18 protein-coding genes are annotated in these 25,021 nt (G+C 66.4%); 8 read left to right on the top strand and 10 right to left on the bottom strand.

The features are described from left to right. Positions 1-71: 71 nt before the first annotated feature. On the bottom strand, positions 72-6,515 hold the full coding sequence (locus ABIA40_RS24965) for an amino acid adenylation domain-containing protein (protein ID WP_404543680.1): 6,444 nt from the start codon (positions 6,513-6,515) through the stop codon (positions 72-74). Between the two features lie 136 nt (positions 6,516-6,651). Here ABIA40_RS24965 and ABIA40_RS24960 point away from each other — a divergent pair, with 136 nt between their 5' ends. The 3 genes from ABIA40_RS24960 (at position 6,652) to ABIA40_RS24950 (ending at position 11,950) form a co-directional block, all read left to right on the top strand. Further along, positions 6,652-10,110 (top strand): ATP-binding protein, encoded by a 3,459-nt coding sequence (locus tag ABIA40_RS24960; RefSeq protein ID WP_404543677.1) that lies wholly within the window; start codon positions 6,652-6,654, stop codon positions 10,108-10,110. Position 10,111: 1 nt separating this feature from the next. Continuing rightward, the gene (locus ABIA40_RS24955) at positions 10,112-10,906 is read left to right on the top strand and encodes a protein-L-isoaspartate O-methyltransferase (protein ID WP_271538748.1); all 795 of its coding nucleotides are present in this window, start codon (positions 10,112-10,114) and stop codon (positions 10,904-10,906) included. A 96-nt stretch (positions 10,907-11,002) separates the two neighbouring features. Then, the gene (locus ABIA40_RS24950) at positions 11,003-11,950 is read left to right on the top strand and encodes a DUF6492 family protein (protein WP_404543674.1); all 948 of its coding nucleotides are present in this window, start codon (positions 11,003-11,005) and stop codon (positions 11,948-11,950) included. Between the two features lie 3 nt (positions 11,951-11,953). Here the strand turns inward: ABIA40_RS24950 and ABIA40_RS24945 are convergent, their stop codons facing one another. Further along, positions 11,954-13,021 carry an endo-1,4-beta-xylanase gene (locus ABIA40_RS24945; protein WP_271538745.1) on the bottom strand — a complete coding sequence of 356 codons (1,068 nt, stop codon included), beginning with the start codon at positions 13,019-13,021 and terminating at the stop codon, positions 11,954-11,956. Continuing rightward, complete coding sequence (locus ABIA40_RS24940) at positions 13,018-14,106, bottom strand: glycosyltransferase family 1 protein (protein WP_404543672.1); 1,089 nt, start codon at positions 14,104-14,106, stop codon at positions 13,018-13,020. The genes ABIA40_RS24945 and ABIA40_RS24940 overlap by 4 nt, the downstream gene beginning before the upstream one ends. Before the next feature lie 278 nt (positions 14,107-14,384). Between ABIA40_RS24940 and ABIA40_RS24935 the strand changes: the two genes are divergently transcribed. Both ABIA40_RS24935 and ABIA40_RS24930 read left to right on the top strand, forming a co-directional pair. Next, positions 14,385-15,821 carry a lipopolysaccharide biosynthesis protein gene (locus tag ABIA40_RS24935; RefSeq protein ID WP_404543669.1) on the top strand — a complete coding sequence of 479 codons (1,437 nt, stop codon included), beginning with the start codon at positions 14,385-14,387 and terminating at the stop codon, positions 15,819-15,821. Between the two features lie 251 nt (positions 15,822-16,072). Then, entirely contained in the window at positions 16,073-17,614 is a 1,542-nt protein-coding gene (locus tag ABIA40_RS24930; RefSeq protein ID WP_404543667.1) for a L,D-transpeptidase, read from the top strand. Between the two features lie 29 nt (positions 17,615-17,643). On the opposite strand, the gene ABIA40_RS24925 is transcribed toward ABIA40_RS24930, so the two are convergent. The 3 genes from ABIA40_RS24925 to ABIA40_RS24915 form a co-directional block, all read right to left on the bottom strand. Continuing rightward, positions 17,644-18,456, bottom strand: a complete 813-nt coding sequence (locus ABIA40_RS24925; RefSeq protein WP_271538735.1) for a class I SAM-dependent methyltransferase — start codon at positions 18,454-18,456, stop codon at positions 17,644-17,646. A gap of 89 nt (positions 18,457-18,545) precedes the next feature. Next, on the bottom strand, positions 18,546-19,085 hold the full coding sequence (locus ABIA40_RS24920) for a VOC family protein (protein WP_271538733.1): 540 nt from the start codon (positions 19,083-19,085) through the stop codon (positions 18,546-18,548). A gap of 25 nt (positions 19,086-19,110) precedes the next feature. Further along, positions 19,111-20,115, bottom strand: coding sequence for a Bug family tripartite tricarboxylate transporter substrate binding protein (locus ABIA40_RS24915; RefSeq protein WP_404543663.1), 1,005 nt, complete (start codon positions 20,113-20,115; stop codon positions 19,111-19,113). Positions 20,116-20,215: 100 nt separating this feature from the next. Here ABIA40_RS24915 and ABIA40_RS24910 point away from each other — a divergent pair, with 100 nt between their 5' ends. Genes ABIA40_RS24910 through ABIA40_RS24900 form a run of 3 tightly spaced genes read left to right on the top strand, consistent with a single transcriptional unit; the run spans position 20,216 to position 22,299 of the window. Then, positions 20,216-20,914 carry a TetR/AcrR family transcriptional regulator gene (locus ABIA40_RS24910; RefSeq protein ID WP_404543661.1) on the top strand — a complete coding sequence of 233 codons (699 nt, stop codon included), beginning with the start codon at positions 20,216-20,218 and terminating at the stop codon, positions 20,912-20,914. Next, complete coding sequence (locus ABIA40_RS24905) at positions 20,892-21,452, top strand: carboxymuconolactone decarboxylase family protein (protein WP_271538727.1); 561 nt, start codon at positions 20,892-20,894, stop codon at positions 21,450-21,452. Before ABIA40_RS24910 ends, ABIA40_RS24905 begins: the two co-directional genes overlap by 23 nt. Position 21,453: 1 nt before the next feature. Then, the gene (locus ABIA40_RS24900; RefSeq protein ID WP_271538725.1) at positions 21,454-22,299 is read left to right on the top strand and encodes an SDR family NAD(P)-dependent oxidoreductase; all 846 of its coding nucleotides are present in this window, start codon (positions 21,454-21,456) and stop codon (positions 22,297-22,299) included. Between the two features lie 51 nt (positions 22,300-22,350). Here the strand turns inward: ABIA40_RS24900 and ABIA40_RS24895 are convergent, their stop codons facing one another. Genes ABIA40_RS24895 through ABIA40_RS24880 form a run of 4 tightly spaced genes read right to left on the bottom strand, consistent with a single transcriptional unit; the run spans position 22,351 to position 24,916 of the window. Beyond that, positions 22,351-22,890, bottom strand: coding sequence for a DoxX family protein (locus ABIA40_RS24895; protein ID WP_157285245.1), 540 nt, complete (start codon positions 22,888-22,890; stop codon positions 22,351-22,353). Beyond that, positions 22,887-23,669 (bottom strand): DUF2063 domain-containing protein, encoded by a 783-nt coding sequence (locus ABIA40_RS24890; protein WP_404543657.1) that lies wholly within the window; start codon positions 23,667-23,669, stop codon positions 22,887-22,889. Before ABIA40_RS24890 ends, ABIA40_RS24895 begins: the two co-directional genes overlap by 4 nt. After that, positions 23,659-24,573 (bottom strand): DUF692 domain-containing protein, encoded by a 915-nt coding sequence (locus tag ABIA40_RS24885; protein WP_404543654.1) that lies wholly within the window; start codon positions 24,571-24,573, stop codon positions 23,659-23,661. Before ABIA40_RS24885 ends, ABIA40_RS24890 begins: the two co-directional genes overlap by 11 nt. Positions 24,574-24,610: 37 nt before the next feature. Beyond that, positions 24,611-24,916, bottom strand: coding sequence for a DUF2282 domain-containing protein (locus ABIA40_RS24880; RefSeq protein ID WP_036026732.1), 306 nt, complete (start codon positions 24,914-24,916; stop codon positions 24,611-24,613). Positions 24,917-25,021: the final 105 nt, after the last annotated feature.

The following is a 25,021-nucleotide window of genomic DNA, read 5'->3' as shown; positions in this document are numbered from 1 at the left end:
ATAATCAAGCTGCAACTTGATCATTCACAGCTTTGGGGCGTGAACCCGTATTCCGGCGCGATGTCGCGGCATCAAGCGGCCCTGCGCGCGAGCAATCTGCCGAGTGGTGCGTTGGGCTGGGCGATCGCCGCCGTCAGCAGGGCGACGAGGTCCTCCATCCATTCGCCGACCGCTCGGCCCTCGAGCAAATCGCGCTTGTAATTGCAGGAGCCGGTAATGCCGGTCGGGCGCTCCTTGAGCATCAGCGACAGCCAGGTCTGGTCGATCGGCAGCACCGGCTGGCCTTCGCGCGCGACGTTGCCGATCGATTCCGTCGCGAGATCCGGGAGATCGAGCGGCCGGCGCAACGGATTCTGCAGCGTGAAATAGACCTGGAGCAGCGAGGCCGGATCGATCCCCTCCTGCTCCAGTCGATCGGCCAGGACGCTGAACGGCAGCTCCTGCCGCGCATGCGCCTCGAGCACGCTCTGGCGCACCCGCAGCAGAGCCTGCGCGAAAGACAAGTCCGGCGTGATTGTCGTGCGGACGATCACCGTGTTCTCGAACGGGCCGATGATCCGGTCGGTGTCCGGCTGGGCACGATTGGCCATCGCGGTCGCGACCGCGATGTCGGTGCGGCCCGTCCGGGCCAGCAGCATGGCCTTCAGGCCGGTGAGCATGCACATGAACAGCGTGCAATTGTGCTGACCGGCAAGCGCCGTCAGCCGGTCGATCAGCTCGCGCTCGAGGCAGACCGGATGATGCCCGGTGGAGGCGCCCGGGCTCGCTTCGCCGTCGAAGAGGGGACCCGCTCCGCGCAAATTCAGGATCCAGTCGGAAGCCTGGCGGCGCGCCGCGTCAGTGCCGCACCACCAGCGCTGCCAGCGTGCCACGTCCGAAAAGGCCGGCGGCGGGCTCGGCAGCGGCGCAGACGGATATCCGGCCAGCGCGGCATAGCGGCTCGACAATTCCTCGAACAGCACGCCGATCGACCAGCCGTCGACGACGGCGTGATGCAACGTCAGCAGCAGCACGTGGTCGTCGTCGTGGAGCCGCAACAGCCGGGCGCGCAACAGCGGCGCGCGCCTGGTGTCGATCGGGGTATAGGCCTCCTGCTCGATCAGGAGATCGATCTTCCTGAGCTCGAGCGCCTTGCGGCGCTTGTTGTCGTGGGGATGACCGTCGCCGATCGTCTCGACCGTCATGATTCGGCCGATCGTGCGTGGCGCGGCGATGCGGCTTTCCGGCTCATCGCCGTTCCAGGCGAACGCGGTGCGCAGCGATTCGTGTCGGCGCACCACGTCGTCGATCGCCTTTGCCAGGGCGGCCGAATCGAGCGGGCCCTGCAGGCGGAAGGCGAAGGGCAGATTGAACTGCGGCAGCCCCGGCAGATTCCGCTCGATCTGCAGCATCTGGTCCTGCCCGATGGAAGGCGCCGGCGGCCCGCCCGCAGCCGATCGCGGCAGGCTTGCGGCAGGCTTGTGCGGCTTCGTGGCCACGGTCTGTTCGACCCGCCGCGCCAACCCCTCGATCGTCGGCGCCTCGAAGATGGCCTTGATCGGCAGCGACACGCCGAGCGCCCGCGCGATGCGCGCCATCACCTGGCCGGCCAGCAGCGAATGGCCGCCGAGGTCGAAGAAATTGTCGGTAACACCGATGCGTTCGACGTTCAGCAGGTCGATCCAGATGTCGGAGAGCACCTTTTCGGTGAAGCGCCGCGCCGGGACGACCGCATCCGCGCCGGACGTTTCCGGCGGGACGGACGCCAGCAGCGCCGAGCGGTCGATCTTGCCATGGGCGTTGAGCGGCACCTGATCCAGGAACAGGAAGGCGGAGGGGACGGCGTGGACGGAGAGGCGGCTCTTCAGGAAATCGCGCAGCTCGCTGGCACTGCTGCGGCTGCCGGGCTTGGCGACGACATGGGCGATCAGCCTGATGTCGCCGCTCGCCTCGCGGCGCGGTTCGACGATGGCGGCGCGCACGCTTGGATGCTCGGCCAGCGCGTTCTCGATCTCCTTGAGCTCGATACGATAGCCACGGACCTTGACCTGATGGTCGGCGCGGCCGAGGCATTCGATCGTCCCGTCGGCGCGGCGCCGGGCCAGATCGCCGGTCCGGTAGAGCCGGCTGCCGGCCTGGCGCGAGAACGGATCGGGCAGAAACCGCTGCCGGCTCTGCGCGGGATCGTTGATATAGCCGCGGCCGATTCCGGCGCCGCCGATGCAGAGCTCGCCGGTCACGCCGATCGGTTGCGGCTGGAGCTGCGCGTCGAGCACGTAAAGCTGCGTGTTCGGCAGCGGCGCCCCGATCGGAACGTTGGCCGCCGCGATCGCCGGCGCCTTGGTCAGGCGATGCAGGGAGACGTCGTCGGAGCATTCCGAGGCGCCATAGGCATTGATTAGCGGCACCCTCGGGCAGCGCGCAAACCAGGCGCGGCAGAGCTCGACGGGCAACGGCTCGCCGGTCGAGATCAGCAGCCGCAGCTTCGCGAAGGCGCGCCGGATCGGCGCCTCGTCCATACGCTCGAGAATGAGGCGCAGCAGCGAGGGCACGATCTCGAGCACCGTGATGCCCTCGCCCTCGATCTCGCGCGCTAGCAGCATCGGGTCCTGCACGATCGCGCTGCCGCAGACATGGACGCGCGCGCCGACCATGGGACCGGCGAGGAATTGCCAGACCGAGATGACGAAGCTCTGCGGCGCGGTCTGCGCGATCACGTCCTTAGGCGAGAGGCCGAGCTCGGAGATGAGCGAGGCCAGATGGTTCGACAGGCCGCGCTGCTCGATCATGACGCCCTTCGGCGCGCCGGAGGAGCCGGACGTATAGACGAGATAGGCAAGGCTCGAGGCGGCGCGCCGTGCGGCGCGGGCCGGCTTGTCTGCCCTTGTCGCGACCACGTCGTCGAGCTCGGCCACCGGGATGCGCTCGACCAGCGGTTCGAGCAGGGCCTCGACCATGGCAGACTGAGCCCGCCCGATCAGCAGCACGCGGGCACAGCTCGATCCGAGGATGGTCGAGAGCCGTGCCGTCGGCTGGTCGGGATCGAGATTGAGGAAGGCCGCGCCAACGCGCTGCACCGCGATCATCGCGGCGAGCAGGTCGGGCCCGCGCTCCGCGAGCAGGGCAACCACGCTCTCCGCGCCGACGCCCTCACGGGCCAGCCAGCGCGCGGCCGCTCCACTGCGGCGCGCCAGCTCGCGATAGGTCAGGGACGTGCGATCGTCCGAGACCGCGACGGCGTTCGGCGTCTTCCCCGCCTGGCGCTCGAAGCGGTCGCTCAGATTGCCGCGTGTGGTGAAATTGGCCGGCATGCCCCGGCCTTTTGCCAGCGCTTGCCGGCGTTCGGCCTCGGTCAGGAGCGGCAGGCGCGAGATGCGCTGCTCCGGATTGGTGATGACGGCCTTGAGCAGCGTCTTGAACTGGGCCGTCATGGCTTCGATCGTCGCGGCGTCGAAAAGATCGGTGGCGTATTCGAAGAAGCCGGTGAAGCGGCCATCGGCCTCGACCAGTTCGAGCGTGATGTCGAACCGCGCCACCCTGGGATCGACTTCCAGCCGCCGGGTCGACAGGCCAGGAAAGCGCGCCGCCTCGATCGAGGCGTTCTGGAGGATGAACATGGTCCGGAACAGCGGATTGCCGTCGCTGCGGCGCGCCACCTGCAATGCGCGCAACACCTCCTCGATCGGAAGGTCCTGGTTGCGGTAGGCGTCCAGCGTGACCTGCCGCACCCGCCGCAACATCTCGCCGAAGCTCGGATCGCCGCTGAAATCGTTGCGCAGGACCAGGGTGTTGGCGAACAGCCCGATCAGGCGTTCGCTCTCGATCTGGTTGCGATTGGCGATCAGCGATCCCGTGGCGACGTCCTCATGCGAGGTGTGGCGGAACAACAGGCACTGGAAGGCAGCGAGCAGCGTCATGAACGGCGTGACGCCCTGGTTCTGGCTCAGCGCGCGCAGCTCGGACGAGAGGGACTTTGAGAATTCAAGGTAGTGACGCGCGCCGTGTCCGCTCCAGATCTCAGGTCTCGGCCTGTCGGTTCGCAGCGGCAGCATGGTGATGCCGTCGAGCTGGGCCCGCCAATAATCGAGCTGCTGCTTCGCCGCCGGTGTTTGCGCCCAGCTTTGCTGCCAAAGTGCGAAGTCGCGATATTGGAAGGCGGGCGGCGGCAGTGCGGCCAATTGCTTCTTGCGCGCCGCGGCGTAATGGACGGCGAGCTCCTGCCAGAACAGCCGCTGCGACCAGCCATCGGTGGCGAGATGATGGACGTTGACCACCAGCGCATGGCTGTTCCTGTCGAACGACAGCAGTGTCGTCTTCAGGGGCGGCGCGTGGGCCAGGTCGAATTGATGTTGCGCAAGCCTGAGCGCCTCGCGCCGGATTGCCGCCGGCCGCCTGCCCGCAGGGCATGGCTTGAGCTTGATGCGCTCCAGCCGCGGCGTCGATGACAGCACGAGCTGCACCGGCTCGCCCTGGCGCTCGATGAACACCGAGCGCAGCGCCTCATGGCGCGTTGAGATCGCAGCGAGGCTCGCAGACAGCGCGGCGGCGTCGACCGGGCCCTTGAGGACGGCGATCTCGACGACGTTATAATTGTACCGGGTCGGGTCCTGTCCCGAGAGCACGTACATCCGCTGCTGCTGGAACGACAGCGGTGCGTCCGTCCCCGTAAGCCGGCGCCAGCCCGGCAGCGCCGTCTCGCGCCGGCTTGCGGCGGTCTCGATCCGGGCCGCAAGCGCTGCGATCGTCGGGCAATCGAAGATGTCCTCGAACGAGAAGTCGACATCGAAGCGGTCGCGCAAGCGCGAGCGCATCTGTGTCACCGCGAGCGAATCCGCGCCGAGCGCGAAGACGTCCTGGTCGGCGCCGACCTGCGGCAGCTCCAACAGGCCGGCCCAGATCTCGGCGAGCTGGCTCTCGATCGCATTGCGCAACAGCCGGGTCTCGTCGCCCGCGTCGACCGTTGCAATCAGACCGGCGAGGGCGTTGCGCTTGACCTTGCCGCTGGCGCCCTTCGGCAGCGCCGCCACGCTGCGGATCAGGCTCGGCACCTTGTAGGCCGCAAGGCGCTTTCGCGCGAATTGGCGCAGCTGGTCCGAGGTCGCCTCGGCGTTCGGCCGCAGCACCACGACGGCCGCGACGTTCTCGCCGAGCTTGTCGTGCGGGACCGCGAACACGCCGGCTTCCAGCACCGCCGGATGGCTGAGCAGGACGTCTTCCACCTCCAGCGGCGATATCTTCTGCCCGCCGCGGTTGATGACGTCCTTGATGCGGCCGACGATGAAGAGATAGCCGTCGTCATCGAGATTGCCGAGGTCGCCGGTCCTGAACCAACCGTTGCGGAATGCGGCCCGCGTCGCCGGCTCGTCATTATAATAGCCGCGGCTCATGTTCGGCCCGCGCAGCACGATCTCGCCGTGCGCCCCGCTTGCGAGCGTGCGGCCGGTCTCGTCCATGATCGCGATCTCCGGGCCGGCGGCGCGGCCGACCGACCCGACCTTGCGCAGCTCGAACGGATTGGCCGCAATCTGCGAGGCCGCCTCGGTCATGCCGTAGGTCTCGAGCACGGGCACGCCGAACGTTGTCTCCAGCCCGGCGAGAATCGCCGGCGCGAGCGAGGCCGAAGCCGACCGGATCACGCGCAGCGACGATGGTCGGGCGCGGTCCGGGTTTACTTCCGCCGCCGTCAGCAATGCGCGATGAATAGTCGGCACCGCCGTGTACCAGGTCGGTTGCAACTCCCGCATCCAGCCGAAGAACGACGATGCGTCGAAACCGTCGGTGCAGATCACGCTGGAGCCCGCGGCCAGCGCCGTGAGCAGGCCGGAGATCAAGCCATGGGCATGAAACAGCGGCAGGACGTTGAGCAGGCGATCATGCGTCGTGAGCGACAGCACATGGCCGGCATTGTAGGCGGAGAGGCAGACATTGCGGTGGGTCAGCGGCACCATTTTCGGCCGCGCCGCCGTGCCTGACGTCAGCAGGATGAACGCATCGTCGTCGCCGCGCGAAGAGCCGCCGGCATTGGCCGGCCCGATCGCCGGAGCGATGAACGCGCAGCCGCCGAGATCGCGGGCGGGCCCCGCCACGAAATCGATCACGGCGATGTCGAGCACTCTGGCGGCGTCGCGGCTCGCCGAGTTCATGTCGGCCCGGGTCACGAGCGCCGTCAGCTTCAGTTCGCTGAAATAGCGTTGCAGCTCGTCCGCCGTCAGATCCGGGTTGATGGGGACGCAGGCGCAGCCTGATGCGACCGCGATCAGCGCCAGCGCAGTATCGGCGCCGCGCGGCAGCGCGACCGCGATGCGGTCTGCGGGACCGATGCCGAGTTCACGCAAGGTACGGACCAGTTGCCGGATCGACTCGGCCAGCACGCCATAGCTGAGCGCCGGCCGGCCGGGAGCGAGGAGTGCGGGTGCCGCCGGCGTCCTGCGGGCGTAGAATTCAAGAAGGCCGCTGATATGCGCGAACACCTTCGTTTCGGCCGTGGTGCCGGCTGATGCTTCGTCCGCTCCGGATGCAATGTCCGACAACGCCATTCCCTTTTGGTCCGATTAAGTTATTCTTCCAAGAAGTTGGGGAATGCGTCCAGTCCGAGGTGAAGTTTGGACCCCAAAATCTGTGGTTGAGGGGCCCTCGAGCCCTTCGACGGAGTAAGGGTCGGGCAGAATCGCGATGCTGGAGAACGAGCCGAGCACGAGTTTGGAAGGTGGGCTGAAGCACTGGCTCGAAAGCATCGGCCTCGGGCACTACACCGATCTTTTCGCGCAGCACCGCCTCGATCTCGACGTCATCGCGGATCTCACCGAAGCCGATCTGGTCGAGCTCGGATTGCCGCTCGGCGATCGCAAGCGGCTGCAGCGGGCGATGGCGGCGCTGTTTCAAGCGGAAACCACGGAGGCGGAGGCGCCGCGTCCGCAAATCCGGGCGGAGGTCGGAGCCGAACGGCGCCAGCTCACCACGATGTTCTGCGACATGGTGGATTCCACCTCGCTGTCCGCGCAGTTCGATCCGGAGGACGTCCGCGACATGATCGCGGATTTTCGCGAGACCTGCGTCCGGGTCGTCAAGCAATACGAGGGCTTTGCCGCCCGTTTTGTCGGCGACGGTATCCTGGTCTATTTCGGCTATCCGACCGCACATGAGGACGATGCCGAGCGCGCGGTGCGCGCCGGGCTCGAGATCGTGCGGGTGCTGTCGACGGCGCACGCGGTCGAGTCGCGCGGTGCGCTCAGCCATCCGCCCGCCGTCCGCATCGGGATCGCGACCGGGCTCGTCGTGGTCGGCGATCTGGTCGGGCAGGGCACCGAAGAACGCGACTCCGCTGTGGGCGAGACCGTCAATCTCGCCGCGCGCCTGCAAGGCCTGGCGCCGCCCAACGGCGTGGTGATCTCGGCCTCGACGCAGGCGCTGCTGAAGGGGAAGTTCGACTACCGCAATCTCGGCGTCCACGACTTGAAGGGAATCCCCGAGAAGGCCCAGGCCTGGCACGTGGTGCGCGCCTCGCGGGTGGAGACCCGGTTCGCTGCGGCGATGGGTACGCGGCTGACACCGCTCGTCAACCGCGAGGAGGAGATCGCGCTTTTGATGGGACGCTGGCAGCAGGTCAAGGACGGCGACGGCCAGGTCGTGGTCAAGTTCGGCGAGCCCGGCATCGGCAAGTCGCGCATCATCCAGGAGATCTTCGAGCGGATATCGGACGACCGCCATGGACAGGTCTCGCTGCAATGCTCACCCTACTACACCTCCACCGCGTTCCATCCCTTCGTCGCGCAGCTCAAATTCTCCCTCGGTCTCGATCGCGAGGATTCGTCCGCGCTGTCGTTGGCGAGCCTGGAGAACGCGATCGCGGCTGCTCATGGCGACGTCGAGCAGGTCACCCCGCTGTTTGCCGCGCTGCTGTCGATACCGACCGAGGACCGCTATCCGCCGCTCGAGCTGTCGCCGCAGCAGCAGAAGGATGCGACCGTCGTGGCGCTGGTCAACCATTTCCTCGGCCTTGCGCGCGAGATGCCGCTGGTGATCGCGTTCGAGGATTTGCATTGGATCGACCCGACCTCCCGCGAGGTGGTCGACCTCCTGGTCGATCGGGTGCAGAACCAGCCGATCCTGGCGATCATCACCGCGCGCTCGGAATTCCAGCCGAGCTGGAACGCGCATTCGCACATCACGACCCTGGTCCTGAACCGCTTGAGCCGGCAGTTGCGCACGACGCTGGTCGAGCGCGTCGCGGGACGCGAGCTGCCCAAGGAGGTTGTCGAGGAGATCATCGTCAAGACCGACGGCGTGCCGCTGTTCCTGGAAGAGCTGACCAAGACGGTTCTGGAGTCCAATCTGCTGACCGAGCGGCACGGGCGCTACGTGCTGTCCGGACCGTGGCGGCAGCTCGCAATCCCGGCCACCCTGACCGACTCGCTGATGGCGCGGCTCGATCGGATGGGACCCTTCAAGCGCATCGCGCAGATCGGCGCCACGATCGGCCGCGAGTTCTCCTACGAGACGCTGCATGCCGTCGCCAATACGCCGGCCGAGCAGATCGAGGCGGCGCTCAGTCATCTGCAGGAGGCCGGGCTGATCATGCGCCGCGGCCATCCGCCGGATGCGCTGTACTCCTTCAAGCACGTGATGATCCAGAACGCCGCGCATGCGAGCCTGTTGCACAGCGAGCGGCGCAAGCTGCATGCGCGGATCGCCCAGGTGCTCGCCGAGATGTATCCGGAGAGGACCGAGCGCGAACCGGAGCTGCTCGCCCATCATTTGACCGAATCCGGCCAGAGCGAGGGCGCCGCCAGCTTCTGGCTCAAGGCCGGCAAGCAGGCGGCCAAGACAGGGGCCAATCTGGAGGCGATCGGCCACCTGCGCCGCGGCCTTAACGTCGTGCAGGCCAATGCGCGCATGCAGGGCGCCGACGAGATGGAGCTCAAGCTGCGCATCGCGCTCGGCAACGCGCTGATCGCCGCCAAGGGCTACGCGGTGCAGGAGGTCGAGGAGAACTACATCCGCGCGCTGGAGCTCGGCCGTCAGCTCGATGACGACGAAAAGGTCTTCGCTGCGACGCGCGGGCTCTGGGTGTGCCATTTCATCCGCGCCGATCTCACCCGCGCGCACGATCTCAGCGTCGAGCTGTTGAAGTTTGCCAAGCGCGAGCGGCTGAACGAGCGGACGCAGCCGGCGCAGCAGACCGGCTATCTGATCGAGGCGCACCGCGCGATCGCGATGACCATGCTCTATCGCGGCCGCTTCGCAGCCTCGCAGCACCATTTGCACCGCTGCATCAACCTGTTCAGCCCCGATCTGCACTCCGACCTGATGGAACGGCACGGCATCGATCCCGGTGTCGTTTCGCTGTCTTATCTCGGTTACCTCCTGTGGTTCCTCGGCCGGCCCGACGCGGCGCGCCAGCACAGCGAGCAGGCGATCGCGAACGCCGAGAAGATCCGTCATCCTTTCACGCTCGCCTTCGCGCTGGTGTTCGGCGCCTATCTCCGCCAGCATTTGCGCGACGTCGAAGGCACGCGCGACTACGCCAACCGCGCCATGATCATTGCCACCGAGCACAATTTCCTGCACTGGAAGCAGCAGGCGGCGATCCTGCGCGGCTGGGCGCTGGCTCAGCTCGGCGAAGCGGACGAAGGGCTCGCCCAGATGCGCTTCGGCCTCGACGAGTACGAGGCGATGGATTCCTGGCTCGCCGGCTGCTGGTTCCGCTGTCTGCTCGCGGAAACCTACGCCAAGGTCGGGATGCGCGACGCCGCCTTGCGCGCGCTGGATGGTGCGCTTGCGACTGCAAGGCGGACCGGCGATCACTTCTATCTCGCCGAGGTCTATCGCCTGCAAGGCGAGATCACGCTGGCGGGTGGCGACCCGGCGTCGGTACAGGAGGCGGAGGACCTGTTCGGCCTTTCGCTGGAGACCGCGCGCAAACAGGGTGCGCTGTCCTGGGAGCTTCGCACCGCCCTCGGCCTCGCGCGCCTGTCGCAACAGGCCGGCAAGCGCGACGACGCAAGACTCTTGCTCATGCCGATCGTCGGCAAATTCAGCGAGGGCTTTTACACGCCGGACCTGAAGCAGGCGTTGCAGCTCGTCGACGAACTCGGCATGGACGCGCCGGTGCGCGAGCAGGCCGGTCTGTGACATGAGCGAGCTTGCCGCCGCGCGGGCGCACTACGTGGAGTTGATCGCCAGGCGCGAGCGGATTGCCTCGAAGCGTCTGCTCGCCGCGCTCGCCGCCGTTCCGCGCGAGAAATTTCTGCCAAGGGGGCCCTGGCGCATCAAAGGCGAGGCAGCGCGCAGCTACCGGCTGACGCCCGACGCCGATCCCGTTCATCTCTACGACAACGTGCTGGTCGCCATCGATGCACGCCGCAAGCTCGACACCGGCCTGCCGAGCCTGTGGGCGCATTTGATCGACATTCTCGACGTCAAGCGGGCAGACCGTGTCGTGCAGATCGGCTGCGGCCTCGGCTATTTCTCGGCGGTGCTGTCGATGATGGTCGGCAAGAAGGGCCGCGTCCATGCGATCGAATGCGACGAGCGGCTCGCCGCCCGGGCGTCGAGCTATTTGCGCGGCTATGGCAATGTCACGGTCGTCCACGGCGATGGATGCAAGGACGTGGGCGAGCCCGCCGATGTGATCATCGTCCACGCCGGCTTCCCGCACCCGCACCCGCTCTGGCTGCGGTCGCTCCGTCCGCGCGGCCGTCTTCTGGTGCCGCTGACCCAGCGCGACCGCGAAGGCGCCGCCCTCAAGATCACGCGGAGGGCCAGGGTATTCGAGGCAGAGGCGATCCAGCAGATCCGGATCTTCCCCGGCCGGGGCCGCGGCGTGACCGCCCTCGACGACCGCGTCGCCGACTGGTGGCAGCGCGCCTCAGCCCTGGCACCGCTCCGCTTTCGCGAGCTGGAGCAGGGGCTGCCGTCGGATGGCTAACACTTCGTTTCGCTTTACCTTGATTTCGATCGTGAGTTTCCGGCATCTCGCATTGCCGCTATCAGTGCGGGTCTGATGGCCATTTGAGCGTGCTCCATGCATTCCGTTGCCCTGCTGACTGCCAGCTACGCCAAGGATATCGAACGCTTTTCGCTGCTTAGCGAGAGCATCGACACCTGGCTGTCAGGATACACGCGCCATTATGTGCTCGTTAACGATGAGGACGTGCCGCTGTTCGCGCGCTTCGCGTCCGACAAGCGGGTCATCGTTCCGGCCTCGCGCTATCTGCCAAAATGGCTGTTCGCGCTGCCGCCGGCGCTCCAGTTCGGCAGCCGGCGCGTCTGGCTGTCGCTGCTGTCCTCGCCCGTGCACGGCTGGCACATCCAGCAGATCCTGAAGATCGCCGGCGTCCTCAACGCGCCCGAGCAGCGCGTCTGCATCCTGGATTCGGACAATCTGTTCTTCCGCGAATTCGACGTCGGCCGCTATGCCGGCGCCGAGACGACGCCGCTGTTCGTCACGCGCAAAGCGATCGCCGCCGACCACCCGTTGCACGGCCTGTGGCTGCGCACCGTCGACCAGCTTCTCGGCATCAAGGAGCGCGCGTTCCCGGCGGACGATTATGTCGGCAACGCGCTGGTGTGGGACAGGGACACTGCGCGTGCGATGACGGACGCGATCAAGTCGGCGACCGGCCTGAGCTGGGCGCTGGCGCTGTGCCGGAAGAAGAAGTTTTCGGAGTATCTGCTTTACGGAAACTTCGTCGCGACCTCGCCGGAACACCTGGCGCGACATCGGCTCACCGAAGACAGCATCGCGGTTTCGCACTGGGACGACACGCCGCTCGACCGCCCGGCCATCGAAGCGATGATGCGCACGGCCTCGCCCGAGCAGGTCGCGCTTTGCATTCAGTCCTATTCGTCGACGTCGATCGCCGACATCCGCGACGTGTTCCGCCTCTCCTCGCGCGAACGGCGCGCGCCGAGCCTGGCCCCCGAACACATCGGCGATGTGGCCGCGTTCGAGACGCCGAAGACGCGCTGATTTCTAAGCGTCCTTCGTGAACTTGCTGATGACGTCCATGAACGGCTTCGGCTTGAACTCGCCGTCGAGCGGCAGCGGACGGTTCGGCTGCTTGTCCTTGCGGGCGAAGGTGCCGTTGATCCAGCTGTAACGGTCCGAGATGCCCCAGGTCAGGATCGAGCGCACCGGGCCGCTCGCGGCAACGGCCGTCAGCAGGTCGTCGACGCGCTTGGCGACGACGGCGTCGCGCTCCGCAGGACTGCCCGCCAGCTTCTGGTCGTCGACGTCGAGCTCGGTGATGAGCACCTCGAGCCCCCAGGAGCGCAGCTCGGTGACGAACTCGGCGAGCCCGTGCGTGTCGATCTCGAGCTCGGCGTGAAGATGCGCCTGCAGCCCGACGGCGTGGAGCGGAACGCCCTGATCGAGCAGGTCCATGATGAGGGTGCGGTAGGCGGCCCGCTTGGCGATGAAGGAATCTTTCGCCGATTCGATGTCATATTCGTTGATCGCGAGCTTGACGAAGGGGTCGGCCGCGGCCGCCGTGCGGAACGCCAGCGGAATCCAGCGATCGCCGAGATGTTGCGTCCAGAAGGTGTCGCGCCGGTCCTTCGGGCTGCGCGGATTGTCGGGGATCGGCTCGTTGACGACATCCCACGACGTCAGCTTGTCCTTGTAGTAGGAAACGACGGTGCCGATGTGGTCGAGATACGCGCGTTCGACGCCCTTGCTGCCCTTGATCTGCTTGGTCCAGTCCGGAATGTCGTGATACCAGGCGAGTGCGTGGCCGCGCATGGTCAGATCGTTGTCGCGCGCGAAATCCAGGATCGCGTCGGCGCGCTCGAAGGCGAACGTATGGGCGTCCGGCCGCAGCATCGGCCATTTCAGCTCGAGCACCGGCACCACCTGCGTGCAATAGGTGCTGATGGCCTCGCCGAGCCGCGGATCGGCTTGCAGGTCCCAGAGCGTGGCGGCTGCGCCGTAGCCCGGGCGGCGTTGGGCGCGTTTCGAGGCCGGCACCGCGGACGCCGATGCGCCTGCCGCAAGCGTGGCGGTACAGCCGAGCAGGAATTCGCGTCGGTCGAGCCCGGTCACGCGTGCCGCTGCATCGCGGCTTCCGCGATTTCGTAATAGTGAAGCGCGCCCTTCTCGAGCGTCAGGTGGTCCAGCACATAATCGCGCGGCGCGAAGCCTCCTGCGTCGACCTGCGACCAGAAACGACCCCAGCCCTCCGCGAAGCTGCCCGCATCAGTGAAGGTCATGCCGCAGCGCGCGTCGAAATAGGGCACCGAGGACACGTTGCCCTCGTATCGCACCTTGTCCGGGAAATATTTCGGATCCTGCCAGGGGCCGCCGCGATCCCAGGCGAAGACGGGCACGCCGCTCGACAGTGCTTGCTGGCAGGCGATGCCCTGGCTCTCGTGCTCGCAGAGGAAGATCATGCTGCGGCAGCGAGCCAGCGCGGTCTTGTAATCCTCTTCTTTGTAGTGGCCGTAGCGGATCGTTTCGACCGTGCGGCCGCTGGCTTCGAGAAGCTTTCGGATCGGCTCGATCAGCTCCGGCTGGTACCGGTCGTAATCCCAGCGCACCTTGTCGTAGAGCAGCACGTCGACCTTCTTCTGCGCAGCCGGCGTGGGGATCCACAGATCCGTCTCGATGCCGACGGGCCAAGCACCGACATGGGGCCAGTGCGGACGAAACATGTCGGCATACCAGGCGCAGGGCAACAGCACCCGCCTCACGTCGAGGTCGTTCAGAGTTTCCGGTGCGTCGATCGGATGGTCATACATGGCGACGCCAAGCAGCAGCGGATTCTTCCACTTGAACCAATCAAGCACGAACGGCCGGCCTATGATGCAGGCCAGTTCCTCCGGATGCTTCCGAATGTAGCGATAATCGTTGACGCGGTAGCGAATGCCGAGCCGATCAAGGCCTGCGCACAGATTGAGCAGAACGCGCCGCTGTCCGCTGATGAAGGACTTGCCCATCAACAACCGGCGCAGCAGCGGCCGAAGGTGACGGTCGCCGGGAAACCAGCGGTCGTCTCGTTCCTCGAAGAAGAGGTTGAGAACCATCCTGTCGCGACCTTTCGCGCCGGGATACGCGGGAACCGCGGGAGCAGTGGCGGTTCGACGCGGGAGGGAGGTCGATCTCGCCCGTGTTCGTTCGACAACGTCCATGTCAGTCACATCAGTGCGTCGGAGGAGTCGGGCGACGGTTCGCTATCAATACTTCTTTTCTGTGATCGCGCCCGCTCCTTCAAGAACAGGGCAAATTTAACGCTAACGCGCGATAACCGCGCGCTCGCTCCTTTAGCGATCCGATTTGCAGGGTTATCCGGCTATCCTTGACCCGTCCTTGACCTATCCTTGGCAATGCCAGCGGCGAGCCCGATTGTCGCACCCGATCGTCTTAACGACCCGTTAATCCTGATGGCTGCCCACGGTCCCGTGCTCGCATGCTGAACCGCCATTTCTCGATCTATCTCGTCGCCTACATCCTGCCTGCGGCGGTGGGCTTCTTCGCCGTCACGGCCTATACGCGGCTCTTGAGCCCGGCGGAGTACGGCGTCTATGTCGTCGGCATCAGCCTTGCCGGGATTCTGGGCGCGATCTTCTTCGCCTGGATCAAGCTGTCGGTGTCGCGCTATCAGGCGATGTCGGCGGAGGTCGATTTTCGTGGCACGGCAATCGTCGCCTTCGCGCTCACAGCCGCGGTGCTCTGCGCCACCACTCCGCTGGTCGTCCTGGTCCGCAGCGATCTCAGCGTCGAACTGCTGCTCGCCAGCATGTTCGTCGCGATCATGGCCAATGCGGTCGATGTCGGCCAGGAGTTCGAGCGCGCCAAATTGCGCCCCTACCGTTTCGCGGCGATCTCGATCGTGCGCAGCGTCTCCACCGTCGGCTTCGGTCTTCTCGGCATCTGGTTGGGCTGGGGCGGATTGGGGCTGCTCGCCGCTTTCGGCCTGGGGTCACTCGCCGGCATCATCCTGAACCTCGTCGGCGACCGCACCGGGATCGCGCGCTTCCAGCGCGGCCAGTTCATGCAGCTGGCGCGCTACGGCCTGCCGCTGACGCTGGCGGGATTGTCCGTGGCGGTCTATTCGGCCTGCGACCGCCTCATTGTCGCTTATCTGCTCGGCAAGGATGCTGCCGGCATCTTCGGCGTTGCCGCCGATCTGCCGCGCCAGTTCATGGTGATGATCGCATCCAGCGTCGCCGCGGCGACCGTGCCGCTGGTGTTCCGGTCATTGTCTGAGACCAACGGCGAGACGACGCGGGAGCGGCTGACGGAAAGCCTCGAGCTGCTGCTCGTCGTGGTGGCGCCCGTTGCGGTCTGGCTTGCGCTCGCGGCGGACCAGGTGGCCGGAACGCTCGTCGGGATCGACTTCCGCGCCGGCGTCTCGGCCCTGTTACCGACGCTGGTGCTTGCGCGGCTTTTCGGCATCGCCAATCAGTTCTACGTGCAGATCAGCTTCCAGCTCGCCGAGCGGCCGTTCATGCTGGCGGCGCAATCTTTCCTCACGCTGGTGATCAGCGTGATCCTGATGTTCGCGCTGATCGGCGGCTACGGCCTTTACGGCGCGGCGCTGGCGACCTTGGCGACCGAGGCGATCGGCTTCCTCGTCGCACTCGTCCTGATGTATCGGGCCCATCCGGTCCCGTTCGAGCTCAATCGCCTCGCCGGCGTCGCTGCCTCCGCGGCCGCGATGGCCGCCGCGATCCTGATTGCGCGGGCGCAAGTGGGCGGCACCGGCCTCGTGCCGCTCGTCATCGTTAGCCTCGCCGGCGGCCTTGCCTATGCCGCCGCGGCCTGGCTGCTGAATGTTGCGAACGTGCGCACCTTGTCGCTGCGTGTGCTGCGAACGTTGAACCGCAAGGCGTTGGGCGTCTAGTCGCGCTTCCGTGGGCGCGTCTCCGGCGGCTCTCCCGGACATTCTGCCGCAGTGGCCGAGACCAGCTTCGGGCCAGCCCGGCTGACGGCCGCCTTCCGCCTGCGCAAGGCGTCGTATATGAGAGATTTGTCGCCGCAACGTGCCGAATCTCGCCACAGAGGGAACGTAAGGCGACTGCAATTTCTTAATGCAACGATTCCAATCTGACACGTGAGCGATACCAGCCGACTGGCAGCTCGACCGAGGATGGCATGAAAAACCGATCGACGACGGCGCAATCCATCAGGGCGGTGGGGCGCCGGGGGCCTGCCGGAATCATGGCGCTCGTGGCGGCGGCGACCCTTGCGGCGGCCACCCCGGCGATTGCGGCTAAGCAGCAGCGCCAGGTGGCTGAGGCAGTCGCGCCGCGGGCGGCCGGCGATCCGGTCATGGCGATCGTGTCGATCAAGAGCCAGCAGGTCACGTTCTACGATGCCGATGGCTGGATCGTGCGCGCGCCGGTATCGACCGGCACCACCGGACGCGAGACGCCGGCCGGCGTCTTTGCCATCCTCGAGAAGAACCGGGAGCATCGCTCGAGCCTTTATGACGATGCCTGGATGCCGCACATGCAGCGCATTACCTGGAACGGCATCGCCCTGCATGGCGGACCGCTGCCCGGCTATGCCGCCTCGCACGGCTGTGTGCGAATGCCGTTCGGCTTCGCCGAGAATGTGTTCGACAAGACCTACATCGGGATGCGCGTGATCGTCTCGCCGCATGACACGGTCCCGACGGAATTCTCTCATCCCTCGCTGTTCGTGCCAAAGCCGGAGGCCATCGCGGCCGTGCCCGGCCGGGCCGACAAGCTCTCCGCCGAGGCGGAGGAAGCCACAAGGGCGGCCGACGAGGCCAAGAAGGCTGCGTCCGTCGCCGCGAAGGAGGCCTCCGCGCTGCCGGCCGCGCTGCGCAAGCTGGAACAGCAGAAGACCCGCGCCGATGCCGAGCTCGCCTTCGCCGACAAAATGCTCGCAAATGCCAAGACGGATCAGGCCCGCGCCAAGGCCGAGGAGCTGAAGCAGAAGGCAGCAACCAAGGCTGCCGACGCGGCGACGCAGCTCGAGGCCGCCAGGGCCGCCGCGCAGCCGAAGCGCGATGCGGTGGCTGCGACCAAGGAAGCCGCGAAGACCGCTGCGGCCAGAAAGACCGAGGCCGTGAAGGCGGCGACCGACGCGAAGCTCGCGGGCGAGCCGGTCTCTGTCTACATCAGCCGGGCGACGCAGAAGCTCTATGTGCGGCGGAACACGCACAAGCCGGCGCCCGACGGCGGCGGCGAGGTCTTCGACACCAGCATCGAGGTCCCCGTCACGATCCGCAATCCCGAGCAGCCGATCGGCACGCATATCTTCACGGCGATGGCGAAGACCGCGACGGGGCTGCGCTGGAGCGTTGTCACGATCGAGAACGGCGATGAGGCCCGCAACGCGCTCGACCGCATCACCATCCCGCAGGACGTATGGGACCGCATCGGGCCGACCGCGTTGCCGCGTTCCTCGATCGTCATCTCGGACGAGCCGCTGAGCAGCGAGACCAATTACCGGACCGAGTTCGTCGCGGTCCTGAGCAACGAGCCGCAAGGCGGCTTCATCACGCGCAAGCCGACCGCGCCCGCCATGGTCGCCAGCGACGACGGCTGGGACAACGGCTTCGGCTTCTTCTACCGCGATCCCTACGTCCAGCCGGCCAACCCGCGCCGGCGCAGCCAGTATCAGTACTATCAGCCGGCGCAGCCGTTCCAGCGCGGCTTCTGGTAAAGGACGCGCCGCCTCGGCCAACGCCCCTGCTACGGGCGGGCCTCGATCACGATCGCCTGGATCTTGCCCTCCACCGGACCGGATCCATGGCGGGCCCGGATTGCCTCCGCAACCGTATCGGTCGCAGCCTGAAGCTTGCCGGCATCCCGTGCCTCGATCTCGCTGCGCAGTGGCGTGCCCTGGCAGAGCGCAATGGCGACATCTTCGGCTGAAGGCGCGCGGCTGATTTCGGATCGGGTTTCGATCGAGATGTCGCGGAAGCCAGCTCGTTCGAGATCGCTCCTGATGACGGCCTTGTCGTGATAGCCGTGCGGCGTCCGGACCATGAAACGCGGCGGATCATTGGGAAACAGCTTCTCGAGCGCGACCGTTGCTTCATGCGTGAGTGCATTCTCCTCGATGCGATCCCAAACGTTGAACACGAACGTGCCGTCCGGCTTCAGGACGCGCCTGACCTCGCCATAGGCCTTGATGCGGTTCGGAAAGAACATCGCGCCGAACTGGCAGCAGACCACGTCGAACTCGGCGTCGCCGAAGGGCAGGGCCATTGCGTCCGCCTGACGCCAGGTGATGCGATCGTCATTCGCCTGGCGCTGCGCTGCGACCGCGAGCATCGGTTCGTTGAGGTCCGTTGCAAGGTATCGAACGCCGCGCGGCAGCGCCGCCGCCACGGCCCGCGTCACCGCACCGGTGCCCGCTGCGATCTCGAGCAATACAGCGGGAGAGCGTGCGGCAACGCGCCTTGCGATGTCCTCCGCATAGACGGCGAAGATCATCGGGACCAGATACTCGTCGTAGATTTTCGGAATCGAGCCGGCGAAGACCTTGTCAGTGTCGGGCATGCTAGCCTCGCTGAAGGTTCGGACACGAGGCCACGTTACCATGGTTTCCCGCAAGAGCCAGCAACGGCGTACATTGCGGGCAATCGGTTCTACGATCTCCCGCCGCCGACCTCGCGGATCGGCCGCGTGCCGTCCCAGTTCATCGCGGCCTGCCGCACCTTTTCGAAGAACGGTCCCTTGGTGCCGCTGATATCGGAGATCTCGATCACCGTGCCCGGATGCGCCTGCGTGTCGAAATAGGCAAAGCGTCCCTTCTCGCCGCCGATCTGGCCCTCATGGCCGAGCCTGTAGCCGAGCCCGAGCGCCTTGTCGTAGAGCGCCTGATAGTCGTGGCTCCAGTACGACATATGCTGGAGGCCTTCGTGCCCGGCATCGAGAAATTCCTTGTAGAGCGAGGGCGCGTCGTTGCGCTGCTGGATCAGCTCGATCTGGAGATCGCCGGAATTCGCCAGCGCAATGCTCATCTCGACGGCCGAATCCCGGCCGCGATGGCGGAACCAGTCGGTCTTGACCCGGTCCATGTAGTACCAGGGCCCGACGCCCATCACCTCGATCCAGTGCTTCATCGCGGCGTGGATGTCCCGCACCACATATCCGTTCTGGCGCACCGCGCCGAAGATGCGGCTCATGCCCGCGCTCCCCTCGTCACGTCGATCACTTGACCTCGATGCCCGCGTCCTTGGCAACCTGCTTCCAGGCCGTGATGTCGCGCGCGTTGATGTCGCGTTGCTCCTCGCCGGGCACGAATTGCGGCGTGATGCCGAGCGCCAGCAGCTTCTGCTTCACGACGTCATCGCCAAGGGCCTCCTTCAGCGCCGCCGACAGCTTCTGCGCGATCGGCGGCGCCACGCCGGCGGGCGCATACATCGCCCAGGAGAGGCTGCGGTCGAACGCCACACCCTGCTCCTTGTAGCTGGCGACGTCAGGCAGGCTCGGCGACCGCTCGCCGCAGGCGGCCAGCGCCTTGATCGAGCCCTCCTTCACCAGCGGCGTTGCGGTGGCGACGTCGAGCGTCGCGAGCGAAATGTGGCGGCCGAGCAAATCGCCGGCCAGCTTTGCGATGCCGTTGAACGGCACGTGGTCCATCCTGATGCCGGTCTGCTGCATCAGGATTTCCGCGCAGAATTGCCCGGTCGAGCCGACGCCCCAGCTGCCGTATTGGATCGGCTCGCCCTTCTTGGCCAGCGCGACCAGATCCTTGATGTCATTGGCGGCAAAGTCCTTGGTGGCCACCAGCATGATGGCGGAGACGCCGACGCGCCCGATGGTCGTGAAATTCTTGATCGGATCGTAGGGCAGTTTTGGATAGATCGCGGGCGCCAGCACATGCGTGGTCATGCCGCCGACGGTGATGGTGTAGCCGTCATTCGCGGAAGTCGCGACCATCTGCGTGCCGATCGTGCCGGCGGCGCCGGTGTGGTTCTCGATATAGATGCTCTGCCCGAGCGTCTTGCCCATCCTCTCCGCAAGCAGCCGGCCGACCACGTCGCCACCGCCGCCGGCCGCATAAGGCAACAGCATCCTGATCTTGCGGGTGGGGTAGGCGGCAGCATCCTCGGCGCGGGCGGACGCCCCCGCAGACAGGATCAGCAGCAATGATGTGACGATGCGAAGCGCTGCGATGGTTGGCGCGGGCAAAAGGCGAGCGTGGCTTGCCATGGCGTTCTTCCCCCAATTGCTCTCCGCTTATCGAGCGGAGTTGAAACGAACGATCGTTCGTGCGGTTGACTAGCGAACGAGCGTTCGTTAGTCAAGTATCATGGCTGTCCATACCTCCAGCGCGGCGGCAGCGGCTGCGCCCACGACGCGCGAGCGCATCCTCACCGAAGCGCTCAATTTGTTCGCGCAGAGCGGCTATGGCGGCGCCTCGATGCGCGAGCTCGCGCGCCGCGTCGGCATCCGCGAGAGCAGCCTCTACAATCATTTCCCCGGCAAGGCGGCGATCCTCGAGGCGATCGTTAGCGAGCATGGCCCGGCCAGCTCGGCGAGCCGGCTGGAGGAGCCGCGCTACAAGCAGCTGGCGCGGCAGCCGGCGGAGTTCTGCCGGCAGTTCGCGCTCGACCTCGTCGAGCAATGGTCCGATCCGCGCGAGCACCAGTTCCAGAAGGTCATCACCGCCGAGCGCAACCGCGTGCCCGGCATCCGCGCCAAGTTCGCCGATCATTTCTACGCGCGCGAGCAGAGGCTGATGACGGATTATTTCCGCGGCTTCGCGCTCGCCGGCCTGATCTCGACACCCGACCCGCGCGAGACCGCGCGGCTGTTCGCCGCCGGTCTGATCTACATCCGCCTCGAGCATTACGTGATGGGCGCGGTGCCGTCGCCGCGGCCGAAGGTGATCGAGGCGATCGACCGCTACCTTGCCTTCTTCCTGTCGCTGGTCGCGGCAGGCGGTGACGCCGACAACAAGAAACGAAAGCCCAAGGGAGAAACGCGTGGCAAGGCTGCCCCTGATTGATCCGGAAACGACGAGCGGCGACATCCGCGCCTCGTTCGACCGCATGCCGGTCAAGCTCAACATCTTCCGCATGATGGCCCACGCCGAGGCCAACATGATTCCGGCGATGCGGCTCGGCAATTCCATCCTGCACAAGCAGAAGCTCAGCGCGGTCAACCGCGAGCTTCTGATCCTCCAATCCGCCCAGCTCGAAGGCGGCGCCTATGAATGGCGCCAGCACGTGCCGATCGCGCTCGGCGTCGGCTGCACGCAAGCGCAGATCGATGCGGTCGAGCGCAAGCACTACGACGCTGCCGGCCTGAGCGAGGCCGAGCGCGCGCTGCTGAAATTTGGCCGCGAGGTGGTCGAGAACGTCCGCGTGGCGGAAGCGACTTTCGCGGCCGTGCGAAAGCATTTCAGCGACCAGGAGATCGTCGAGGCTATCGTCGCGCTCGGCTTCTACATGATGATGGCGCGCCTGACCGAAGCAACGGAAACCGATCTCGATCCCGCGGCCGGCATGCAGGTCTATGACGGCGGCAAGAAGCCAGGCGGCTGAGATGGCGGACACCGAAGGCAAGCCGGAGCGCTATGTCCGTCCGCCCAGCGCGGAATCATCCGGCGAAGCGCCGGGCAGGGGGCGCCTCAAAGGGCGCCGCATCCTGATCGTCGGCGGCGGCCAACGCGTGTTCGACGCAGCGAGCGATCCAATCGGCAACGGCCGTGCCATGAGCATCCTGTGCGCCCGCGAGGGCGCCAAGGTCGCGGTCGCCGATCTCAACCGCAGCTCCGCCGAAGAGACGGTGAAGCGCATCACGGATGAAGGCGGCGAGGGTTTTGCCATCGCGGCCGACGTCACCTCAGAGGCCGACGTCGTCCGCATGATCGACGAGGCGCACCGCGCCATGGGCGGGCTCGACGGCATGGTGCTGAACATCGGCACCTTCGGCAAGGTCGGGCTCGATGCCGTCAGCCCCGAGGAGTGGAACAAGATCTACGACGTCAATGTCCGCGGCCCCATGCTGTGCTGTCGCGCCGCGATGCCCAGGTTCGACGATGGCGGCGCCATCGTCTTCATCTCCTCCATCGCGGCGCTGAAGGCGGGCTCGCAGATGGCGGTGTACGATTCCTCGAAAGCCGCGCTCGGCGGCCTGATGCGCAACATCGCCCATCTCGGAGCGCGCCGCGGCATCCGCGCCAACCTCGTCTATCCCGGCCTCGTCGACACCCCCAACGGCCGCGAAGCCGGCGCCGGGCGCCCCAGCCGTGGCAAGGGCCACATCCCCTTTGGCCGTCAGGCGACGGCCTGGGAGATCGCCTATGCCGTGCTGTTCTTCCTCTCCGACGAAAGCGTCTACGTCACCGCACAAACACTCGCGGTCGATAGCGGCTTGAGCGGGATGTAAGTGCTCTTTTGTAGCCCGGATGGAGCGCAAGCGTAATCCGGGACCGATGCCTCACCGTGCAACCTGCCCCGGATTGCGCTGCGCTCCATCCGGGCTACGGATGCGACAGATCAGATGATCGAGCGAGATGTGCCCCGGCCCGTAAGCCATGAGGGCAAGCGCCATCGCCGCCCAGGTGAGATGGATCGGCCAGCCGTCGGGCACCGTGAGCTCGACGATCACTGTCATCATCAGCAATCCGAGCGCTGCGAACCGCGTGCCCAGCCCCAGCACCAGCAGGATCGGCAACATGATCTCGCCGGAGCCCGAGAGAAAGGCCATCACCGTCGGGGCCGGAAAGTGATAGGGACCGCCGGGCAGATGCAGCATGAATTCGTCGCTGAACAGCGTTACTGCCGTGTCGTTGAGCCTGAGGAAGCCGTCCCATTTGAGCAGGCCCGAGCGCCAGAACGGCACGGCGAGCGCGAGGCGCAGCACCAGCTGGACCAGCGATGGCACCGCGAGCGCCTGCACCAGATGATTGGCTCTGTCGACGATTGCTCCGGGCGACGGCAGGCCGCTGGCGGGCGTCATGGGTTGCTCCGTGATCATGATGGGTCTCCGCAACAGAGCGAGGTGAAGGCGCCGGCTTCGATCAGCCCGGCAATGTTCGCGGCAATGTCGAATTCGCTTGCCGCCTCCAGCGCTGCCGTCGCGGCGTCGCCGAGGGGCCGGCCCGACATGAGATGGTGGGCGAAGACCGCGCCGCCGGGTGGAAGGCGGCGCACGGCGACGTCGAACTCGCCTCGCGTGATCAGGGCATCTTCCGGCGTCGAGGCATCGATCCGCATGACCGGTGCGTCGTCGCGGTTGGCCGCAAAGATCGTCACGGCAGCGTAGTTCGAACGCAGGCATCGCGCGGCCGGGTGCGGAATGAAAACCAGATCAGCCATGCGGTCGGGTGTCACCGCCGAGAGCCGGGCCGGCGACAGCGGGACGGCGTCGGCGGCGTGATAGGCATCGAGCCAGGCCCACTCGAGACGCGCGACGTCGGCGAGCCAGGGCATATCTTGCGCATGCTCGTAAGCTGCGATGAACTCCGGGAAATCGCGGCCGTATTCGAACAGCAGGGGCGATGTCGGCGGCTTGCTGCGCACATGCAAGCGCGCCATCGCGCGGAAGAAGTCCATGCCGGTGATGCGCTGCACCGCCGGATAGATCGCGGCGAGCGCGTCGATCAGGCTGACCGTGACGTTGTTGCGATAGACGTCGTAGCGCCGGCCAGCGGCCTTGCCGCTCGGGCCGGTCACGAGCTCAGGCGTGCTGCGCGCCGGATCCAGCAGCGCCGGCGCGAACGATGCGGCAAAGCACAGACCTGGTTCAGGCGGCATGACGCTCTCCTGCCGGCACGGCGGACTGATGGCGGTCGAGGATCGCCTGGGCGGCAGCGGCTTCCGCTTGCAGCACCGGCCAGTCCGGAATCTTGCTATCCCATTCGATCAGCGTCGGCACCGGCCCGCGGCGGCGGATCACGATCTCGTAGAGCTTCCAGACTGCGTCGGCCACCGGGCCATCGTGGCTGTCGATCAACAGCAGGTCACCTTCGTCGTCGGCCTGCTCGGCATGCCCGGCGAGATGAATTTCCTCGACGCGCGACAGCGGGAAATCAGCGAGGTAGTCGAGCGCCGAATATCCATTGTTGGCCGCGGAGACGAACACGTTATTGACGTCGAGCAGCAGGTCGCAACCGGTGCGCTCCGCAATGGCGCGGATGAATTCAGTCTCGCGCATCGAGGATTCGCGGAAGGCGAGATAGGTTGACGGGTTTTCCAACAGCAGCGGCCGCCGGATCGCCTCCTGCACCTGATCGATGTGATCGCAGACGCAAGCCAGCGTCGCCGCCGTATAGGGCAGGGGCAACAGATCGTTGAAGAAGCAGGTCTCGTGCGTCGACCAGGCGAGATGCTCGGAGACCAGCGCCGGCTGATAGCGCGCGACCAGGCTGCGGAAGCGCGCCAGATGCGCCTTGTCGAGCGGCCGGGGCCCGCCGATCGACATGCAGACGCCGTGCAGCGAGAGCGGATGATCGCGGCGGATCGCCTCCAGCGCGCGATGCGGCGGCCCTCCAGCGCCCATGTAGTTCTCGGCGTGGACCTCGAAGAAGCCGCCCCGAGGCTTTGCCTCGAGGATTGCCGGGAGGTGCTCGGGCTTGAAGCTCGTCCCGGCAACGCCGCCGATCGGCGTTGCGAAGCGGAGCGGCAGCGCTGCTGGCGGGGCCGGCTTGATTGTGCTCATCGTGCTGCTCCGTTCGCGCTTGCCGTTGCGCCGGCCGTCAGATCGGCTTCAGCGAGCCCTTCTTGCCGCCCGGCAGCTCGATGCTGGTGCAGGTGCCGCCCTTGACGAATTTCCAGGCATTACCCTGGTAGTCCACGGTCGAGGTGCCCTGGCAGGTGGTGCCCGGTCCCGCCGCGCAATCGTTCTGGCCTTTCAGTGCGACGCCGAAGCACTTCTCTTTCTTGGCGGCGACGGCGGCATCGGCTTCGGCCTTGCTCAGAGGGGCGGCGGAGGCAAGGGTCGCGAGGGCGGTCGACACCGCACCGGCGAGGACCAGGGAGGTGACGGTATGTTTGGCAGACATCGAGGTTCTCCTGTTCGAGGTGGCATCGCCTGGCGGGATGCGCGCATGGTCTCTTCGCTCCGCGTGCCGCCCGCGTTACGGCGGGCTGCTCACAAATCCGTGAGA

This window comes from Bradyrhizobium sp. USDA 223 (assembly GCF_044909005.1).
GTDB lineage: Bacteria > Pseudomonadota > Alphaproteobacteria > Rhizobiales > Xanthobacteraceae > Bradyrhizobium > Bradyrhizobium yuanmingense.
This window is presented reverse-complemented; position numbering and strand designations above follow the sequence as displayed.

Bases quoted from the DNA above. Each gene is read 5' to 3' on its own strand.
- ABIA40_RS24950 (WP_404543674.1), top strand. From the start codon at position 11,003: ATGCATTCCGTTGCCCTGCTGACTGCCAGCTACGCCAAGGATATCGAA.
- ABIA40_RS24880 (WP_036026732.1), bottom strand. From the start codon at position 24,916: ATGTCTGCCAAACATACCGTCACCTCCCTGGTCCTCGCCGGTGCGGTG.
- ABIA40_RS24920 (WP_271538733.1), bottom strand. From the start codon at position 19,085: ATGAGCCGCATCTTCGGCGCGGTGCGCCAGAACGGATATGTGGTGCGG.
- ABIA40_RS24940 (WP_404543672.1), bottom strand. From the start codon at position 14,106: ATGGACGTTGTCGAACGAACACGGGCGAGATCGACCTCCCTCCCGCGT.
- ABIA40_RS24910 (WP_404543661.1), top strand. From the start codon at position 20,216: ATGGCTGTCCATACCTCCAGCGCGGCGGCAGCGGCTGCGCCCACGACG.
- ABIA40_RS24915 (WP_404543663.1), bottom strand. From the start codon at position 20,115: ATGGCAAGCCACGCTCGCCTTTTGCCCGCGCCAACCATCGCAGCGCTT.
- ABIA40_RS24900 (WP_271538725.1), top strand. From the start codon at position 21,454: ATGGCGGACACCGAAGGCAAGCCGGAGCGCTATGTCCGTCCGCCCAGC.
- ABIA40_RS24960 (WP_404543677.1), top strand. From the start codon at position 6,652: ATGCTGGAGAACGAGCCGAGCACGAGTTTGGAAGGTGGGCTGAAGCAC.
- ABIA40_RS24930 (WP_404543667.1), top strand. From the start codon at position 16,073: ATGAAAAACCGATCGACGACGGCGCAATCCATCAGGGCGGTGGGGCGC.
- ABIA40_RS24895 (WP_157285245.1), bottom strand. From the start codon at position 22,890: ATGATCACGGAGCAACCCATGACGCCCGCCAGCGGCCTGCCGTCGCCC.
- ABIA40_RS24885 (WP_404543654.1), bottom strand. From the start codon at position 24,573: ATGAGCACAATCAAGCCGGCCCCGCCAGCAGCGCTGCCGCTCCGCTTC.
- ABIA40_RS24955 (WP_271538748.1), top strand. From the start codon at position 10,112: ATGAGCGAGCTTGCCGCCGCGCGGGCGCACTACGTGGAGTTGATCGCC.
- ABIA40_RS24925 (WP_271538735.1), bottom strand. From the start codon at position 18,456: ATGCCCGACACTGACAAGGTCTTCGCCGGCTCGATTCCGAAAATCTAC.
- ABIA40_RS24935 (WP_404543669.1), top strand. From the start codon at position 14,385: ATGCTGAACCGCCATTTCTCGATCTATCTCGTCGCCTACATCCTGCCT.
- ABIA40_RS24965 (WP_404543680.1), bottom strand. From the start codon at position 6,515: ATGGCGTTGTCGGACATTGCATCCGGAGCGGACGAAGCATCAGCCGGC.
- ABIA40_RS24890 (WP_404543657.1), bottom strand. From the start codon at position 23,669: ATGCCGCCTGAACCAGGTCTGTGCTTTGCCGCATCGTTCGCGCCGGCG.